This is a genomic window from Rhodoligotrophos sp. CJ14, from assembly GCF_038811545.1.
Classification (GTDB): Bacteria; Pseudomonadota; Alphaproteobacteria; order Rhizobiales; family Im1; genus Rhodoligotrophos; species Rhodoligotrophos ferricapiens.
In genome coordinates, this window is the sequence record NZ_CP133319.1 from 4,218,625 (window position 1) to 4,235,386 (window position 16,762).

Sequence of the window (16,762 nt, forward strand, 5' to 3'; positions counted from 1 at the left end):
GCTCACCTATTCTGATGGGGGATCACCGGAACACCGGCCGGCGCTTTTCGAGGAAGGCGGTGATCCCCTCGTGAGCATCAGGCTCGTCCTGCAGCTTGCGCCCGTACTCCCATTCGAAATCACTGGCCTTTGCCGGGCCATCCGCGGCCACCACCTCCAGCCCGCGCTTGATCTCACGGATGACGGAGGCGGAGTTGGCTGCAATCATCTCAGCCGTTGCGAGCGCGGCCTGCACGGCTTCCCCTCTTGGGACCACTTGGTTGGCAAAACCCAGCCGATGTGCTTCCTCGGCCTTCATCTCGCGGCAGGTGATCAGCAGTTCATGCGCGATCGCCCGCGGTAAGAGCAGCGGCAAGCGGCTGAGCTGGCCGCCAATCGGCAACAGGCCGATACGCGCGCCGGGCGCTGCGAAGGATGCGTTCTCTGCACAGATCCGCAAGTCGCAATTGAGCGCCAGAATGAAACCAGCAGCGAAGGCATAGCCATTGATTGCCGCGATGGTGGGCGTGGTTATCTGGGCCGGCAGCAGGAAGGGCTCATTCAGCGCGGGGTCGGATGCATGTTCAGGATCCGCCAGCATCTCGCGCAAGTCATGACCGCTGGAAAACGCCACATCCCCACGGCCGGTGATGATGATGGCCTTGACCCCCGGGTCCTCGTCGGCTGAACGCAACAGCGTGCCGAGCTGCTTGGTCATCTCATGGGTGAAGGCATTGCGCTTCGCCTCATTGCTGATCGTCAGCACGGTAACGGCGCCCCGGCGCGCGAGCTCGATGGTCGCTGTCATGTCCTCAATCCACAGCCAGAAGTTTGTCCAAGGCGGAATCATCCTGGGCGATCTCGGCCCGTTCCGCCGCGAAAATGAGCTCGCCGTTCTCGATCACATGAAAGCGATCGCCCACTGCCTTCGATAAGGGCAGGCTCTGCTCCACCAGCAGCACGCCAATCCCGTGCTCCCGCACTTTCAGGATCGCGTCCCGTATGATCTCGACATAGAAGGGCGCGAGCCCTTCGCTCGGCTCATCCAGCAGCAGATATTTCGGATTGGCGAGCATGGCCCGCGCGATCACCAGCATCTGCTGCTCACCGCCGCTGAGCGTGCCGGCACTCTGGCTGAGGCGCTCCTCCAGCCGAGGAAACAGCGTAAGCACATCCTCCATCGTGAAGCCGCGGGCCTCAGCCCTCGCTTGCAGCGCCACTTTGAGGTTCTCATGCACGGTGAGATTGGGAAAGACCTTGCGGTCCTCCGGCACCAGGGTGATGCCTTGCCGGGCGCGTTGATAGGTCGTGCCATCGAGCGCCGCGCCATCGAGCGTGATGCGGCCCTCCACCCGGTCGACGAGCCCCATGATCGCGCGCAACGTGGTGGTCTTGCCCATGCCATTGAGCCCGAGCAGGCACACCACGCCGCCGCGTGGCACCTCGAGGCTGATCTCGTGCAGGATCTGGCTGCCTGCATAGAATGCCGACACGCCGGTGAGCGACAGGCTTGCACTCATGCGGCAAAGCTCCCATGCAGATAGGCGCGTTTGACGTCTTCGTTTTCCTTGATCGCCTGAGGCGGCCCTTCGGCGATCACCCGGCCCGTCTGCATCACCGTCACCACGTCGGAGAGCTGCATGACGACGCCGATATCGTGTTCGACCAGGAGAATGGTGAGGCCGAACTCATCGCGCAGCTTCACGATCAGATCGGCCATCCGGTGCCGGTCGCCCTTCGACATGCCGGCCATCGGCTCGTCCATGAGAATGAGCTTCGGTTGCAGCGCCAGCGCGATGGCGATATCCAGTGTGCGCTGGCTGCCATGGGCCAAAGTGCCCGCGGTGACCCGCTCGCGTCCGCTTAGGCCGACCTTGGTGAGCATCGCCTGCGCTTCGTCCTCGATGTCGAGGCGCTCGGGACGGGTGAGTCGCACGGCGCCATTGACTCCCCGCCGCGAGCGGATGGCGAGCTGCACGTTTTCCGCAACCGAAAGATTGCGGAAGATGCTTGTGCGTTGGAAGCTGCGCACCAGCCCCTTTCGCGCCAGTCGCTCCGGTGCGGCACCGGTCACATCTTCGCCTTGAAACCGGATTGTACCCGCGACTGGAGCCACCGCACCGGTGATGAGATTGAAAAGCGTGGTCTTGCCCGCGCCATTGGGCCCGATCACTGACTGAATGGTACGGTCGACTACAGCCAGGGAAACGTCATCCACGGCCTTGAGACCCCCGAAATTGCGCGAGAGACTCTGTATCTCCAGGATCATCGCCGCCCCTCCGGTGCCAGAGAGTGCCAGGCCCTTTGCGCAAGCCCATAAAGGCCGCCCGGCGCCACGATGACCACGATCACGAACAAGGCGCCGAAATAGATGAGCCAGGAATCCGTGAGGCTGCTCACATAATGCTCGGCGAAGGTGAAGGCGATAGCCCCCAGCACAGGGCCGATGATCGTGCCCGTGCCGCCGAGCACCACATACATCATGATTTCACCGGACTTGAGCCAGCTGACCGTGTTCGGTGCCGCAGCACCGTTCATTAGAACGAACAGCGCGCCGGCGATAGCGGCGATTGCCGCCGACAGCACATAGGCGAGCAGCTTGAAGCGGTTTACGTCGATGCCGATGAACCGCGCCCGTTCCGCATTCTCGCGAATGGCGAGCCAGGTCTTGCCCAGCGGCGACAGGCGTAAGGCGAAGGCGAGCACGATGAACAGGACAAGTGTTCCGTAGAGAAGCCAGTACCAGCTGGGTGGCCGTGCGATCGAAAAGCCGAACAGGGTAGGGATCGGAATCCCCTGCAGGCCGTCTTCGCCCCCCGTCCACTCATCCGCAACGAAGACGAGCGCGAACAGGATCTGGCTGAAGGCCAGGGTGAGGATCGCGAAAGTCTTCCCGATCTGCCGCGTCAGGATGCTCCCCACGATCACCGCGACCAGCGCCGCAAGCACTGCGGTTGCAGCGACGACCAGCAGAATATCGGCGGTCACGAATTTCGCGATCAGCCCGCCCGCATAGGCGCCGAACCCGTACCAGGCCGCGTGGCCAAAGGACAGAAGCCCCGTATTGCCGGTCAAGAGATCGAGGCTGAGCGCCAGCAGCGCAGCGATGATCGCTTGCGAAGCAAGCACGATGATGAAGGGCGATCCGGCCGCGAGCAACGGCACGCAGGCGCCCAGGATCATGATGAGCGCGATCAGGCCCCAGGCCGTGAGTCGGATGGGCAAGGTCGGCTTGGCGAGCTCGCGCAGGCTGTCGGCGGGCGGGGTCACTCGGTTCGTCCTTCCCCGAAGAAGCCGCGTGGCCAGCGGATCAGCATGAGCATCACGACAGCGAACAGCACCATCAGCGCGGCCTGTCCGCCAAACAGACCCTCCCCGAACACCACCAGCAGGCCCACCACATAGGTGGCGACCACCGCCCCGCGCAGGCTGCCGAGCCCACCCAGGATGATGGCCATGAACGCAAGGATCATGATCTTGTCGCCCACCGTGGCATAGGCATTGAAGATGGGTGCGGCGGTGACACCGGAGATCGCGGCCAGCCCGGCACCGATTCCAACGACTGAATGCATGAGCGTCTCGCGATTGATCCCCAGGCAGGCCGCCATTTCCGGATCATCATTGGCCGCACGCACCCGCAGGCCCCAGTTTGAATTCCGCAATGTCAGGAGCAATAGCGCCATGAGTGCGAGCGCGAGCACGGTGACGAAGAGCCGGTAGGCCGGTATTGTCGCGCCAAGGAAGGAGACGGCCTCGTCGAGAGCGGGCGGCGTCTGCAGCACGTGAATGTTCCTTCCCCCGAACTCGTAGAGCACGCCGGTGATGAACAGGGCGAGCCCGAACGTAAGCAACAGGCTGTCGACGATTGGCCGATCGCGGATGCGGGCGAGAATGGCCCAGTCCACAATCGCCCCGAGGAGCCCCACCAGGAGCGGCGCGATAATGAGGCACAACCAGAAGGGCAGGCCGGCCGTTGAGAGCCACGCACCTCCAAGCGCACCGATGCTGAACAGGGCGCCATGGGCGAAATTGACGATGCGCCCGACCCCATAGATCAGTGTCAGCCCCAGGCTGAACAGCAGCAGCATCGATCCCAGCACCAGCCCGTTAATGGCCAACGACGCGATCAGCACGCGAAACACCCACGCAAGACGTACCTCCCCAGGCACTGTTCTTAAATAAGAACGTCGTTCGTCTTTACGGACTTTAGCGGAACGGCTGCACATGTCAACGTGGGCTCGCACGTGAAGCGCGTTTTTCAGCGGGTGGAATATGACCGACGAGACTCCCGGCATATCTGCTCAATCCGAACGTTCGTCATTCCGGTTCAATGATCGAATATCGAAAACGAATTCGGATTAGAAAATGGATTGACCTTCGTGCGCTTAAGCCTTAGCCGATAGGCAATTCACGCTTTCCCGGGGATTGTGTGCCTTGCCGCGCTCTGAGACGAACCACTCTGCCGATGCCGGCCTCGACACTTGCCTTGGCGATCCGCGATTGCCGCAGCATCGCCTGCGGGTCTTGCCCGAATGGATCGACGGCAACCGGCACATGAACGCATGCTATTACCTTGCCATCGTCAAGGAACCCGCCATGGCGGTGCATGACGAATGGGATTATGGCACGGCTTTTCGCGCCCGCACCAACCAGTCGAACTTCGTGCTGGAATCGCAAGTCGTGCACCTTCGCGAGCTGCTGCTCGACGATCCCATTCTCGTCACCACCCGCATCACCGGTCTCGATGACAAGCGCATGCATCTCCTGTTCGAGATTCACAATGAGCAGGAAGGCTATCTCGCGGCGCTCGCCCAATATCTCGTGATCCATGTGCACATGGGGCCGCCGCCGAAGGTCCAGCCAATGCCCCGTGATCTTCATGAGCGTTTGTGTCAAATCCATGCTGTGCACGCGACGATACCCTTGCCGCCGGGCGCCGAGCGGCTGCACCGCCTGGGCACTCGCCGCTAGCGTAGTCCAGTACCGGTTCGCGTGAGGAATGCGAACCAGATAATCACGATAAGGGAGGGGCCTGACCCATGACGTTTGCAATGATCGAGGTCGAGCAGTTTGGCCCGGTGCGCCGGATCAGTCATAACCGTCCGGAAGCACGCAACGCGGAAAGCCGCCAGCTTCTTCAGGAGCTTGATGAGGCGGTCACTGAGGCGGTGGCTGATGACGCCGTGCGGGTGATTGTGATCGCCGGCAAAGGCGATCATTTCTCCGCAGGTCACGATCTCAAGGAGGCCCAGCGCGAGCGGGCCGATTTCACCGTCGAGCAGCGCTGGGCCTTCGAAGAGGTCCATTACTACGACTACTGCCTGCGCATCTTCAATGCGCCCAAGCCGGTGATTGCTCAGGTCCAGGGGGCCTGCGTGGCCGGTGCTTTCATGGTCGCCAATATGTGCGATATCATAATCGCATCCGAAGACGCCGTCTTTTCGGACCCCGTGGCGCACACCTTGGGCGCGGCGGCGGTCGAGGTGCTCGTGCATCCCTGGGTGCTCGGCCACAGGAAGGCGCGCGAGTTGCTTTACACCGGTGGCCGTCTCTCCGCAGCTGAGGCCGAGAAGGCCGGGATGGTCAATCATGTGGTCCCCCGCGATCAGCTCGAGGAGCGCACTCTCGCTCTTGCCAATAAGATCGCGGAAGCGCCGCCCTTTGCCCTGCGCCTGCTCAAGCGGTCCCTCAATCGCTCGCTGGAGGCGCAGGGATTCGCGATTGCGCTCGCGGCCCATTTCGACACCCATCAGCTTTCGCATGTGTCGGAAGCCTTCAAGGCGGCGCGCGATAAGGGGCTAAGTACAGCTATTCGTAAGCATGGTGGCGACTAATATCGTAGAATGGGAAAGAGCAACCTGATCTCTGGACGGATTAATGCCGCGCGTCACGCCTACGAAAACAAAAACCTCCAAGTCTTCTGTCAAGCCGGCTCGCACGCAGCCAAAGAAATCGGACGTGACGCGCGCCCGCATCCTTGATGCTGCCGCCCATATGTTCCGCCATAAGGGCTATGCGCTGACCCGCCTCAGCGACATCGCCAAGCGGGCGCGCACCCGCACCAGCAGCATCTATTACTATTTCGAGTCCCGTGAGGCGATCGTCACCGAGGTTCTGCGCATCGCCAATGAGCAGACCGCGCAGTTCGTGCTGGACGCGGTGAGTGCCCTGCCGCCGGACGCGCCGGTGCGTGAAAAGATAACAGCGGCCATGCGCGGGCATTTTGCCATTGTCCTCTCCGGCAATCAGTATACCTGGGCTCACATGCGGATCTTCGACCAGATCCCGCCGAAGCTTCGCGAGCATTTCCTGCGCGTGCTCGATGACTATGCGGAAGTCTGGCGCAACCTGCTGGATGAGGCCAAGGCGGCCGGGGAGATTCGCGATGACCTGGATTTGTCCGTCGTGCGTCTGCTGATGCTGGGCATGATGAACTGGTCCATCGAGTGGTATAAGCCGAGCGGACGGTTCACGCCGGACGAGCTTGCCAGTCAGGCCGCCATTCTGTTGTTCGAGGGCGTGGGGGCAAAGACCACAGCGAAAAAGCGCGTCAAGCCGCAGGCCAAGCTGCCGGCTTGAGCCATGGTGCCGTCATAGGGCGACCCTGAGGAAAACTGCGCACCCGAAGCGCTGCGTCACAGCCTGTCCCGTGAGCCGAGGCTGTCGCCCCGAACGGCTGCGACCCGCGCTGTTTCGCCGAACATAGAGCCGAGATCGGCGCCGACTGGCGCTGGCATTTTGGGTTGTTCCATTGCGCTTTTTGAACTCGAATATGAATTCGAAAAATGTTGACGCCCGCCAAGGCCTGTGATGAAGTTGCCGCCATGGCTCGGGCATTCCGGCGAGGGATGCCGACCGATAAATCGCCGCCGGGGGCTACCGTTAGAGGCGGCGCGTTCCGTGGGAGGAATGCATGCCAAAATTCGTAACACGCCGCGCCATCCTGGGCGGCGGCGCTGCCGCTTTGGGCTCGCTCGCCCTCGGGTCTGGGCGCGCCGCTCGCGCACAGGGCAATGACCCCATTCGTATCGGGATCCTGCTGCCCCTGACCGGTTCGCAGGCGAGCTATTCGCCCGATTGTCAGCTGTCGGCGCAGATCGCCGTGGACCAGATCAACGCCGCCGGTGGCATTCTCGGCCGCAAGCTCGAGACCGTCTTCCGCGACGACAAGGCCAATCCCAATGCGGCGATCGCGGCGGCCAAGGAGCTGATGGGCGAGGGGATCAATCTCTTGATCGGTGGGCTGAACACCCCCTCGGCCCTGGCCATTGCCGGCATCATGCCCGATGCGAAATGCGTGCTGATCACCATCGGCTCGGTCGCGGACTCACTCACCCACGAGTCCTTCAACCGCAATTTCTTCCGCATCACCGACAGCGCCTATAGCCGCGCCCAGGCACAGGCCCGCCTCGCCGCGGAAAAATATCCCGAGATTACCCAGTGGGGCGGAATCTTGCCCGATGTCGAGTTCGGCCATGCTCTGTGGCGCTCATACACGCATGGTCTAAAGCAGTTCTATCCAGAGCTCGCCAAGGCCGACCCGGAGATCGCCGACCCCGTGCTCTTCAAGTTTGGTGCGATCGATTTCAAGAACCAGATTGCCGGCCTGGTCCGCCAGCCGGTCGAGGGTGTCTATCAGTCGCTCACCGGCGAAGACTTCCTCACCATGATCAATCAGTCTCGTCCTTTCGGCCTCACCAAGAAGATCAAGGTGTTCATGGATCTGAGTGGCGAACTGATCTTCGCCAAGATCCTCAAGCAGAACCTGCCCGAGAACTTCTGGTCGGGCAGCCATTGGTATTACGGCTCCTACCTCAATATCCCCACGGGCAAGGCGCTTTACGATGAATATGTGAAGCGCACCGGCGACAGATACCCGACCGGCTATATCGGCCCTGCCCATATGGCGCTTCATGCTTATGCCCATGCCATCAAGGCTGCCGGGAATACCGAGACGGATGCGGTCATCAACGCCCTGGAAGGCGTCGAATTCGAAAGCGCCAAGGGCATGATCTCCTTCCGCAAGGAAGACCACCAGGTCATCTCCGACATCAACATCATCAAGCTCGGCCCCAAGGACAATGACCTGGGTTGGGAAGTGTCCGACCACGCCAAAGTGCCCGGCAAGGATCTGCTGGGCCCGGCAACTCCTGGAAAGCCCCTGACCATCGAGGGCTGATCGCCGCTGCCGCTCGTCATGGGCGGCGGTGGCAATGTTCCGCAACGCACATGGTTGAGAGTAATGGCGCTCAGAGGATTATCGGGAAAAACCGCCCTTGTAACCGGCGCCGGCGGTGCCATTGGCTCAGCAATTGTCAGACGCCTGCTCGAGGAGGGCTGCAACGTCGCAGCCACCGATGTGAACGCCGCCGCCTTGCGCGATCTTGTAAAGGCGCAGGACTCCGAACGCCTCCGCGCCATCGAGGCCGATCTTGCGACCGAGCAGGGCGCCGATCTCGCCATATCAGAGGCCGTGAAGCACTTTGGCGGGGTTGATCTCCTGGCCAATGCCTTGGGGATTCTCGGCCCCTCCGGCCCCATCACCTCACTCACCGCCGAGGATCTCGATCTCGTCTACAAGGTCAATGTGCGCGCTGTCTTTCTCATCATGAAGGCGGCGCTCTTGCAGATGATCGCCCAGGGCCGTGGTGGGGCTGTGGTGAACTTTGCCTCTGTTGCCGCCCTGAAGGCGCGGGCCGACCGCTCCTTCTATGGGGCTTCGAAGCGCGCCGTCGTCGCCTTGAGCTCCTCCGCTGCCATCGAAAATGGCAAATATGGCATCCGCGTCAACGCGGTGGCCCCCGGCGCGATTGAAAGCCCCATGCTGCGCTCACTTGCGCAGGCGGCAGGCGTGGGCCCCTGGGGCAGCGCCGGCCGGCCCATTGAACGCAATGGCGAGCCCGAAGAAGTCGCAAGCTTGGTCGCTTTTCTCCTCAGTGATGAGGCCAGCTACACAACTGGCGCCGTCTACACCGTGGATGGCGGCCTGATCGCGTGAACCTGAATCGAGGTGACAATGCCAGCACCCGCAGCAACATCGACTGATCTCACCGGCCGGCTCGCGGTGGTGACCGGCGCCGCCAATGGCATCGGCCGCGCCTCTGCCATCCATCTCGCCCGCAATGGCGCCGATGTGGTGCTGATCGACATCCATAAGGAAGGTCTGGAAAGCGGCGCTGAAGAGATCCGCAAGCTCGGCCGCACCGCTCACCCCATGCGGGTCGACTGCACGGACAATTCCGAGATCATCGAGGCCTTCAAGCGCATCGACCAGGACATCAAGCCCGTCGACATTCTCTTGAACAATGTCGGTCAGAGCGCCCGGGAAAAAGCCTCGGAATTCTGGTGCTCCGAGCCAGAAACCTGGGACTTCATCCTGAAGCTCAATCTCTATACGGCGATGACCTGCTCGCGCCAGGTGGTGCCTGGCATGCGTGAGCGGCGCTCCGGCAAGATCATCTCCATTGCCTCCGAGGCGGCCTATATGGGCTCGCAAGGGGTCGCTGATTATGCAGCCGCCAAGGCCGGCATCATCGGCCTGACCCGGGCGCTTGCCCGTGAGCTCGCGCCCTTCCACGTGAATGTCAACGCGGTCTGTCCTGGGCCGATCCGCACCGCTGCAGCCGACCGCCTGCCCATTTGGGAGCAATATCTCAAGGAGACGCCTATGGGCTTTGCCGGCGAGCCTCAGGACATTGCCAATGTCGTGGTGTTCTTTGCGAGCGACCAGAGCCGCTACATCACCGGCCAGTCGCTGATCGTGAATGGCGGCCGCTGGTGGAGTTGAGCGGCGGAAGGGGAGGAGACGCGCCATGATTTTCATGAGAACCACACGGCGCCAGCTGCTTGCCGGGATAGCAGGCTCGACGCTTCTGCTTGGAACCGGGTTTCGACCGATCGACGCAGCCGCTGAGGAAGGGCCGATCCGGCTGGGCTTCATCGGTCCCTTGAGCGGTGCCCAGGAGATCTTCGGCGCGCCGATGCTGACCGGCGCCCAGATCGCGGCAGAGCAGATCAATGCGGCCGGCGGCATCAATGGCCGCAAGCTCGAAATTGTCGCCCGCGACGACAAGGCGGCCGGCCCCGAGGCGGTGAAGCAGGCGCAAGGCCTGATCGGGGAGGGCGTGCACCTCATGTTCGGTGCGATCCAGACGGCTGTGGCCTTGGCCATCGGGCCCTTGCTGGGGCCCAATCATGCGGTGCTGATTTCCTGCGCCGCCATTGCCGACAGCCTCACCCATGAAAGCTTCGTGCCCAATTATTTCCGGATCAGCGACAACTCCTACATGCGCTACCGGGCGCTCGCCCGCGTGATGGCCGAGAAATTCCCGGACGTTACCAAATGGACCGGCATCTTCCCTGATGCCGCCTATGGTCACCAATCCTGGGATGGCTTCGTCGACGGCCTGAAGGAATACTACCCGGCGATCGCCAAGAAGGACGTCGAAATCTACGATCCCGTCCTCACCAAATTCGGCGCGACCGATTTCAAGCCGCAGATCACGGCATTGATGCGCTCGCCTGCCGATGGTCTCTTCAACAACACCAATGGCGCCGACGCCGTCACCCTGCTGGCTCAGGCCGCCAATTTCGGCCTCGACCGCAAGTTCAAGGTCATCGCCGATGGGGCCAATGAATTCAACGTGCCCAAGGCTTTGGGCAAGCGCATGATTCCCAATTTCTGGACCGCCATGCACTGGTACTATGGTGGCTATCAGGACACTCCGATCGGCAGGAAGCTCTATGAGGATTACGTCGCCAAGACCGGCGATAAGCTGCCGATCGGCTATGTGGAGCAGGGTCATGCTGCCGTGCTTGCCTATGCCGAGGCGATCAAGAAGGCCGGCTCGACCGATGCCGCTGCCCTGGTCAACGCGCTGGAGGGCATGACCTTCGACACCGCCAAGGGCAAGCGCACCTTCCGCAAGGAGGATCATCAGGCCATTCTGGATGTGAACTTCATCACCTTCGGCTCGGATGACACCGAGCAGGGCTGGGCGGTGACGGATTTCGTGCGCATCCCCGGCCAGGAGGTGATCGAGCCGGCAAACCCCGGCAAGCCCATCGAGTTCAAATTCAAATAATCTGCGGGAGATGTGGATGCGTCAGGACGTGAGCGGCTGGACGGTGCTCTGGGACGAGCAGCGGGCCCGTCGACTCAAGGCGGAAGGGGCCTGGGCCGATAAGACCATCGCGGATTATGCCGGGGAGATGCTGGCCAAGACGCCGGACAAGGTCCTGGTGGTCGACCGCGAGCAGAACTATACAGTACGCCAGCTGCACGCCGAGGCGGAGCGACTGGCGCGTGCGCTGATCCAGCGTGGGCTCAAGCCCGGCGATACCATCTCCTTCCAGCTCCCCAACTGGTACGAGACGGTGGTGATCAATCTCGCAGCCAGCATGGCCGGCCTCGTGGTGCATCCGCTGGTGCCGATCTATCGCGACATGGAGGTGGGCTTCATGCTGGGCGACAGCCGCAGCAAGCTCATCTTCGTGCCCGGCACTTTCCGCAACTACGACTATCTCGCCATGATGCGCCGGGTGATGCCGAGCCTCGAGAAGCCCATCGATGTGGTGGCGGTGCGCGCTGATCAGCAGGAGTTCATTGGCTACCAGACGTTGCTGGACGAGGCCGAGGACGCAACCCCCTTGCCGGGTGCTGATCCCGATGCGGTCAAGATGATCATGTACACGTCCGGCACCACCGGGCGTGCCAAGGGCGTGCTCCACAGCCACAACAGCCTGCAGGCTGAGAACCGCGCCCGGCTCACCCATCTCGGCCTGACACCGGCGGATGTGATGTTCAATCCCTCGCCGGTCACCCACGTCACCGGAGCGCTCTATTCGCTCTGTCTGCCCTTCACCGTGGGCATCAAGACCGTGATGCTCGACATCTGGGAGCCGCGGCTCGGGCTCGAGATGATGCGGCGCCATAAGGTAAACGGCATTGTCGCGGCCACCATCTTCCTTCAGGGGCTGGTCGAGGAAGCAAAGAAGACCGGCGAGACGCTGCCCGATTTGCGCTTCTTCCTCTGCGGCGGCGCGCAAGTGCCGCCCGACCTGATCCGCGAGGCGGCGCGCGTATTCCCCAACTGCGCCCCGTCCCGGATCTATGGCTCAACCGAAGTGCCTTGCATCACCGCTGGTGTGAACAGCCGCGGTCTCCTGGAGATGGGTGCGAGCACCGACGGCCAGATATGGCAGGGCGAGGCCCGCATCGTCCACCCGCAGACCGGTGCACCCGTTCCAAATGGCGAGGAGGGTGAGATCATCGCCCGCGCGCCGCAGATGTTCCTTGGCTATGCGCGCGCCGAAGACAATGCGGATGCCTTTGCCGAAGATGGCTTCTTCCGCATGGGCGACCTCGGCCGCATCGTCAATGACGAGTTCATCGTGGTGACCGGCCGCAAGAAGGACCTGATCATCCGCGCAGGCGAGAATATCAGCCCGAAGGAGATCGAGGACATCCTCTTCAACCATCCGGCCATTGCCGATATTGCCATCGTCGCCATGCCCCATCCACGTACCGGTGAGGCTGCCTGCGCCTTCGTCATTCCGCGCGAGGGCCAGACGATCGATCTCCCCGAAATCAAGCGTTATCTCATGGAGGTCGGCACCGCCATGCAGAAGATCCCCGAGCGGCTGGAGGTCGTGCAGGAATTGCCGCGCACCAGCGTGGGCAAGGTGCGCAAGGACATTCTTCGTCAGAAGGCGCGGGAGCTCGTCGAAGCGGAGGCCGCCCGGTGAGCACGCGCGAGGGAAAGCTTGTCGGCCGCCGGATTGTCATCACCGGTGCGGCCTCCGGGATTGGCAGGGCAACCGCCGAACTCTTTGCCGAGGAAGGCGCGAGCCTCGCTTTGCTCGATCGGAACGAGGCGGGACTTGCTGGCCTCCAGGGCACGCCGGTTGCGGTCGATGTCAGCAACGAGGTCTCCGTTGAGACAGCGATCGATAGGGCGGCCACAGCTCTCGGCGGCATCGAGGGTCTCGTCAATATTGCCGGCATCTTTCCCGTGGCGAAACTGGCCGAGACCTCGCTTGAGCTTTGGAACGAGACGCTTGCGGTCAACCTTACCGGGCCCTTCTTGGTGACCCGTGCGGCCCTGCGTCACCTCATGAAGGCGGATGAGCCCACCATCGTCAATCTCGGCTCGGCATCCGCCATCGTGCCTTACCCCGAACTTTCGGCTTACGGCGCCACCAAGGGCGGCCTTGCTGTGCTCTCCAAAGTGTGGGCGGCCGAGCTTGGGCCGAAGATCAGGGTCAATGTGGTTTGCCCCGGCATGACCAGAACCCGCATGGTGTCGGACTGGCATCCCGATCCGGCCGCCTTGGCCGAACGCGCCAAGCAGCTTTATGCGCTGCAGCGCATTGCCGAGCCTGTCGAGGTGGCAAAAGCCATCCTGTTCCTCACCTCGTCCGACTCGAGCTTTATAACCGGCTCCACGCTCCTCGTGGATGGCGGTCGGACATTCCACTGATTATTCGAAATAGAATTCCAATTCGAAAATATTTGACGGACAGAGAAGGGTCAATTAGCCTCCGGTGAAGCAGCGCCTTCAAGGCGCCTCTTTCCAATTGACCGAGGCGGATCGATGGATCTGAGCTTTTCGCGGGAGGACGAACTGTTCCGGCAGCAGGTGCGCAGCTTCGTGCGCGCCGCGGTTCCGCCGGACATGGCGCGCCGCACCCGCCAGGGTGTCCACCCCAGCAAGGCTGATCTCAAGCTGTGGAACCGCATTCTCTATGACAAGGGTTGGTCGGCCCCCCATTGGCCGAAGCAATATGGCGGCACCGGTTGGACGCCCTTGCAGATCTATATCTTCGAGGAGGAATGCGCTGCAGCCGATGCGCCCTTCCTCAGCTATTTCGGCCTGCGCCTGATCGGGCCGCTGATCTACACCTTCGGCTCCGACGAGCACAAGCGCCGCTATCTCGACGACATTCTCAGCGGCGAGACCTTCTGGTGTCAGGGCTTTTCCGAGCCGACCTCAGGCTCTGATCTGGCATCGGTGAAGACCACCGCCATGCGTGACGGCGATCACTACGTGATCAACGGCCAGAAGCTGTGGACCACGGAAGCCCATTTCGCCGACAAGATGTTCTGTCTGGCGCGCACCAATCCGGACGTGAAGCCGCAAAAAGGCGGGCTGTCGATCCTCATGTTCGAAATGGATGCGCCCGGCGTGACCGTTCGGCCGATCATCACCATCGATGGAGGCCATAGCGTCAACGAGGTCTTCCTCGAAAATGTCCGCGTGCCCGCGAGCGAACTGCTGGGCAGGGAGGGCCAGGGCTGGGACCAGGCGAAATTCCTGCTCGGCAACGAGCGGGTGACCAATGCCCAGGTACCGCGCTCGAAGCGGGACCTGGCCTTGCTTAAGGAGATCGCAGCCCGCGAGCCGGCAGGCGAGGGCAGGATGATCGATCTTCCTGACATCCGTCAGCGCATCGCGCAGCTTGAGATCGATCTTTACGGCCTCGAATGGTCGGTTCTGAGGGAGCTCTTCAGCGGTCACGGCCAAAGCAGCCAGGCCAATGCCTCGGGCCTCAAGATCATCGGCAGCGAGATCCAGCAGCGCCTGGCCGAACTGGCGGCGGACCTGATCGGCGCCAAGGGGCTCGCCTATCACGATCCGGCCGCCGAGCAGGCCAACGATCTGCCGGCCGACGCGCCCGATTATGTGCCGGGCCTTGCCGCCCGTCAGCTCTTCCTGAGGGCGGCGACCATCTATGCCGGCACCAACGAGATACAGCGCGGCATCATCGCCAAGCAGGTTTTCGGAATGTGAACGGCCGAAGCGAAGCCGGCCGCAGCAGCGACGAGGGATTAGGGTTTGGAATTCGCGCTTTCAGAAGAGCAGAGCTTGCTGCGAGACAGCGTTCGCCGCTTCGTCGCGGACGCACACGGCCTCGAGCAGGCACGGGCGCTCGCCGAGACTGAGGCGGGTTTTTCGCGCGACCATTGGGCAAGCTTTGCCGAGCTGGGCTGGCTTGCCCTCATGGTGCCGGAGGCCGATGGCGGGCTTGGCGGATCACCCGAAGATGCCGCCATCGTCATGGAAGAGCTGGGCAGGGGGCTTGTTGCCGCGCCTTATCTGTCGACCGCCGTACTTGGCGCTCGTCTCATCGCCGAAAGCGAACTGGGGCGTAAGGCAGAACTGCTGGAGCAGCTCATCGCTGGCGGGCTCCTTATCGCTTTGGCCTGCGAGGAGAGCCAGGCGCGCTACGACCCCGCCAGGATTAAGACGACGGCGCGCCGGGACCCGTCGGGCGATTATCTGATCTCTGGCCGCAAGATCATGGTGCTCGATGGTGCCTCGGCCGATGCCTTCGTCGTATCGGCAAGGCTCGTCCATGGCGATGGCTCGAGCGGCATCGGGCTGTTCTGGCTGCCGGCCGATATGCCGGGCCTGGAGATCCGCCGCTATCGCACCATCGACGGCCGCCGCGCCGCGGACCTGGGGTTCGATCAGCTTCGCCTGCCCGGTGATGCGGCTCTAGCCGACAGCACTCGTAGCCTGGCGCTCCTCGCCGAGGCGCTCGACCAAGCCCGGCTGATGCTGGCGGCCGAAGCGATTGGCGGCATGCAGGCGGCGATCGACCTGACCGCCGAATATCTCCGCACCCGCAGCCAGTTCGGTCGCACACTCTCGACATTCCAGGTCCTCACCCATCGGCTGTCCGACATGTTCGTGAAGCTCGAGAATTCCCGCTCCATGCTGTTCCGCGGCTTGGCCATGCTGAATGCACCCGAGCAGGCACGGGCGGCTGCGGTCTCCGCGAGCATGATCGCGATCATCCAGGCGGGCGAATGGGTGACCGGCCAGGCGATCCAGCTTCATGGCGGCATCGGCATGGCGGATGAGACCGCCGTGGGCCATTACTACAAGCGACTGCGCGCCATCGGCAAAACCTATGGCGATCTGAGCTGGCACATGAACCGCTATCTTCGCCTCGCCAATGAGAACAGCGCGCAGGGGGCTGCATGAAACTCCAGGATTTCAAGTCGCTGAGCGTCTCGATCAAGGACCGCGTCGCCACCGTCACCCTTGAGCGCCCGGACATGCTCAATGCGGTGGGCCGCGAGATGCACACCGAGCTCAAGCATATCTTCCGCGTAATCGCCGATGACCCGGATTCAGACGTGGTCGTGCTGACCGGAGCAGGGCGGGCCTTCTGCGCCGGCGGCGATCTCGAATGGTTGCAGTCGATGATCGACAATCCCGCCGAGTTCAACGGCATCATCGAGGAAGCCAAAGGCATCGTCTTCTCGATGCTGGAACTGCCCAAGCCCATGATCTGCCGCATGAATGGTGATGCGATCGGCTTGGGTGCCACGCTCGCCTTGGGTTGCGACATCATCGTGGCCGTGGACACCGCCCGCTTTGGCGATCCGCATGTGCGCGTAGGTTTGGTGGCCGGCGATGGGGCGGCAGCGATCCTCCCCCACGTGGTCGGCTATATGCGCGCCAAGGAGCTTTTGCTCACGGGCGACATGCTGACTGCGGATGAGGCACGGCAGATGGGCCTCATCAACCACGTGGTTCCCGCAGCCGAGCTCGATGCCAAGGTCGCGGCGCTCAGCAACAAGCTCGCGCGCGGTGCGACCCAGGCGATCCGCTACACCAAGATCGCCGTCAATATGGGCCTCCGCAAATTCGCTCAGGAGCGGATGGATGTGCTGATGGCCTATGAGGCCTTGTCCAATCGCTCTGCCGACCATGCCGAGGCGGTCGCAGCCTTCCGCGAAAAGCGCAAACCTCAATTCACCGGACGCTGA

The 16,762-nt window shown here is 62.5% G+C and carries 17 protein-coding genes; 12 read left to right on the top strand and 5 right to left on the bottom strand.

All coding sequences use genetic code 11. From position 1 onward, the window contains the following. Nucleotides 1–22 precede the first annotated feature (22 nt). Genes RCF49_RS19665 through RCF49_RS19685 form a run of 5 tightly spaced genes read right to left on the bottom strand, consistent with a single transcriptional unit; the run spans nucleotide 23 to nucleotide 4,112 of the window. On the bottom strand, nucleotides 23–787 hold the full coding sequence (locus RCF49_RS19665; protein WP_342641481.1) for an enoyl-CoA hydratase/isomerase family protein: 765 nt from the start codon (nucleotides 785–787) through the stop codon (nucleotides 23–25). A 4-nt stretch (nucleotides 788–791) separates the two neighbouring features. Beyond that, nucleotides 792–1,499: an ABC transporter ATP-binding protein gene (locus RCF49_RS19670; protein WP_342641482.1), complete on the bottom strand. Its 708-nt coding sequence runs from the start codon at nucleotides 1,497–1,499 to the stop codon at nucleotides 792–794. After that, nucleotides 1,496–2,248: an ABC transporter ATP-binding protein gene (locus RCF49_RS19675; RefSeq protein WP_342641483.1), complete on the bottom strand. Its 753-nt coding sequence runs from the start codon at nucleotides 2,246–2,248 to the stop codon at nucleotides 1,496–1,498. Before RCF49_RS19675 ends, RCF49_RS19670 begins: the two co-directional genes overlap by 4 nt. Next, nucleotides 2,245–3,249, bottom strand: coding sequence for a branched-chain amino acid ABC transporter permease (locus RCF49_RS19680; protein WP_342641484.1), 1,005 nt, complete (start codon nucleotides 3,247–3,249; stop codon nucleotides 2,245–2,247). The genes RCF49_RS19675 and RCF49_RS19680 overlap by 4 nt, the downstream gene beginning before the upstream one ends. Continuing rightward, on the bottom strand, nucleotides 3,246–4,112 hold the full coding sequence (locus RCF49_RS19685) for a branched-chain amino acid ABC transporter permease (protein ID WP_342641485.1): 867 nt from the start codon (nucleotides 4,110–4,112) through the stop codon (nucleotides 3,246–3,248). Before RCF49_RS19685 ends, RCF49_RS19680 begins: the two co-directional genes overlap by 4 nt. Nucleotides 4,113–4,413: 301 nt before the next feature. Here RCF49_RS19685 and RCF49_RS19690 point away from each other — a divergent pair, with 301 nt between their 5' ends. The 12 genes from RCF49_RS19690 (at nucleotide 4,414) to RCF49_RS19745 (ending at nucleotide 16,762) form a co-directional block, all read left to right on the top strand. Further along, entirely contained in the window at nucleotides 4,414–4,950 is a 537-nt protein-coding gene (locus RCF49_RS19690) for a thioesterase family protein (protein ID WP_342641486.1), read from the top strand. Nucleotides 4,951–5,018: 68 nt separating this feature from the next. Next, a complete protein-coding gene (locus tag RCF49_RS19695; RefSeq protein WP_342641487.1) occupies nucleotides 5,019–5,813 on the top strand; it encodes an enoyl-CoA hydratase in 795 nt (264 codons plus the stop codon). A 124-nt stretch (nucleotides 5,814–5,937) separates the two neighbouring features. After that, complete coding sequence (locus tag RCF49_RS19700) at nucleotides 5,938–6,558, top strand: TetR/AcrR family transcriptional regulator (protein ID WP_342641488.1); 621 nt, start codon at nucleotides 5,938–5,940, stop codon at nucleotides 6,556–6,558. Nucleotides 6,559–6,892: 334 nt separating this feature from the next. After that, nucleotides 6,893–8,158, top strand: a complete 1,266-nt coding sequence (locus RCF49_RS19705) for an ABC transporter substrate-binding protein (RefSeq protein WP_342641489.1) — start codon at nucleotides 6,893–6,895, stop codon at nucleotides 8,156–8,158. 63 nt (nucleotides 8,159–8,221) lie between these two features. Continuing rightward, complete coding sequence (locus RCF49_RS19710) at nucleotides 8,222–8,977, top strand: SDR family NAD(P)-dependent oxidoreductase (RefSeq protein ID WP_342641490.1); 756 nt, start codon at nucleotides 8,222–8,224, stop codon at nucleotides 8,975–8,977. A gap of 18 nt (nucleotides 8,978–8,995) precedes the next feature. Beyond that, nucleotides 8,996–9,766 (top strand): SDR family NAD(P)-dependent oxidoreductase, encoded by a 771-nt coding sequence (locus RCF49_RS19715; protein ID WP_342641491.1) that lies wholly within the window; start codon nucleotides 8,996–8,998, stop codon nucleotides 9,764–9,766. Between the two features lie 25 nt (nucleotides 9,767–9,791). Continuing rightward, a complete protein-coding gene (locus RCF49_RS19720; protein ID WP_342641492.1) occupies nucleotides 9,792–11,063 on the top strand; it encodes an ABC transporter substrate-binding protein in 1,272 nt (423 codons plus the stop codon). A 16-nt stretch (nucleotides 11,064–11,079) separates the two neighbouring features. After that, entirely contained in the window at nucleotides 11,080–12,726 is a 1,647-nt protein-coding gene (locus RCF49_RS19725) for an AMP-binding protein (RefSeq protein WP_342641493.1), read from the top strand. Further along, a complete protein-coding gene (locus RCF49_RS19730; RefSeq protein ID WP_342641494.1) occupies nucleotides 12,723–13,460 on the top strand; it encodes an SDR family NAD(P)-dependent oxidoreductase in 738 nt (245 codons plus the stop codon). The genes RCF49_RS19725 and RCF49_RS19730 overlap by 4 nt, the downstream gene beginning before the upstream one ends. Before the next feature lie 114 nt (nucleotides 13,461–13,574). Continuing rightward, a complete protein-coding gene (locus RCF49_RS19735; RefSeq protein ID WP_342641495.1) occupies nucleotides 13,575–14,771 on the top strand; it encodes an acyl-CoA dehydrogenase family protein in 1,197 nt (398 codons plus the stop codon). 45 nt (nucleotides 14,772–14,816) lie between these two features. Beyond that, nucleotides 14,817–15,971, top strand: coding sequence for an acyl-CoA dehydrogenase family protein (locus tag RCF49_RS19740; RefSeq protein ID WP_342641496.1), 1,155 nt, complete (start codon nucleotides 14,817–14,819; stop codon nucleotides 15,969–15,971). Beyond that, the gene (locus tag RCF49_RS19745; RefSeq protein WP_342641497.1) at nucleotides 15,968–16,762 is read left to right on the top strand and encodes an enoyl-CoA hydratase/isomerase family protein; all 795 of its coding nucleotides are present in this window, start codon (nucleotides 15,968–15,970) and stop codon (nucleotides 16,760–16,762) included. The genes RCF49_RS19740 and RCF49_RS19745 overlap by 4 nt, the downstream gene beginning before the upstream one ends.

Coding starts and splice junctions, on each gene's coding strand:
- RCF49_RS19745 (WP_342641497.1), top strand. CDS start 15,968: ATGAAACTCCAGGATTTCAAGTCGCTGAGCGTCTCGATCAAGGACCGC.
- RCF49_RS19715 (WP_342641491.1), top strand. CDS start 8,996: ATGCCAGCACCCGCAGCAACATCGACTGATCTCACCGGCCGGCTCGCG.
- RCF49_RS19695 (WP_342641487.1), top strand. CDS start 5,019: ATGACGTTTGCAATGATCGAGGTCGAGCAGTTTGGCCCGGTGCGCCGG.
- RCF49_RS19720 (WP_342641492.1), top strand. CDS start 9,792: ATGATTTTCATGAGAACCACACGGCGCCAGCTGCTTGCCGGGATAGCA.
- RCF49_RS19735 (WP_342641495.1), top strand. CDS start 13,575: ATGGATCTGAGCTTTTCGCGGGAGGACGAACTGTTCCGGCAGCAGGTG.
- RCF49_RS19665 (WP_342641481.1), bottom strand. CDS start 787: ATGACAGCGACCATCGAGCTCGCGCGCCGGGGCGCCGTTACCGTGCTG.
- RCF49_RS19705 (WP_342641489.1), top strand. CDS start 6,893: ATGCCAAAATTCGTAACACGCCGCGCCATCCTGGGCGGCGGCGCTGCC.
- RCF49_RS19670 (WP_342641482.1), bottom strand. CDS start 1,499: ATGAGTGCAAGCCTGTCGCTCACCGGCGTGTCGGCATTCTATGCAGGC.
- RCF49_RS19675 (WP_342641483.1), bottom strand. CDS start 2,248: ATGATCCTGGAGATACAGAGTCTCTCGCGCAATTTCGGGGGTCTCAAG.
- RCF49_RS19725 (WP_342641493.1), top strand. CDS start 11,080: ATGCGTCAGGACGTGAGCGGCTGGACGGTGCTCTGGGACGAGCAGCGG.
- RCF49_RS19710 (WP_342641490.1), top strand. CDS start 8,222: ATGGCGCTCAGAGGATTATCGGGAAAAACCGCCCTTGTAACCGGCGCC.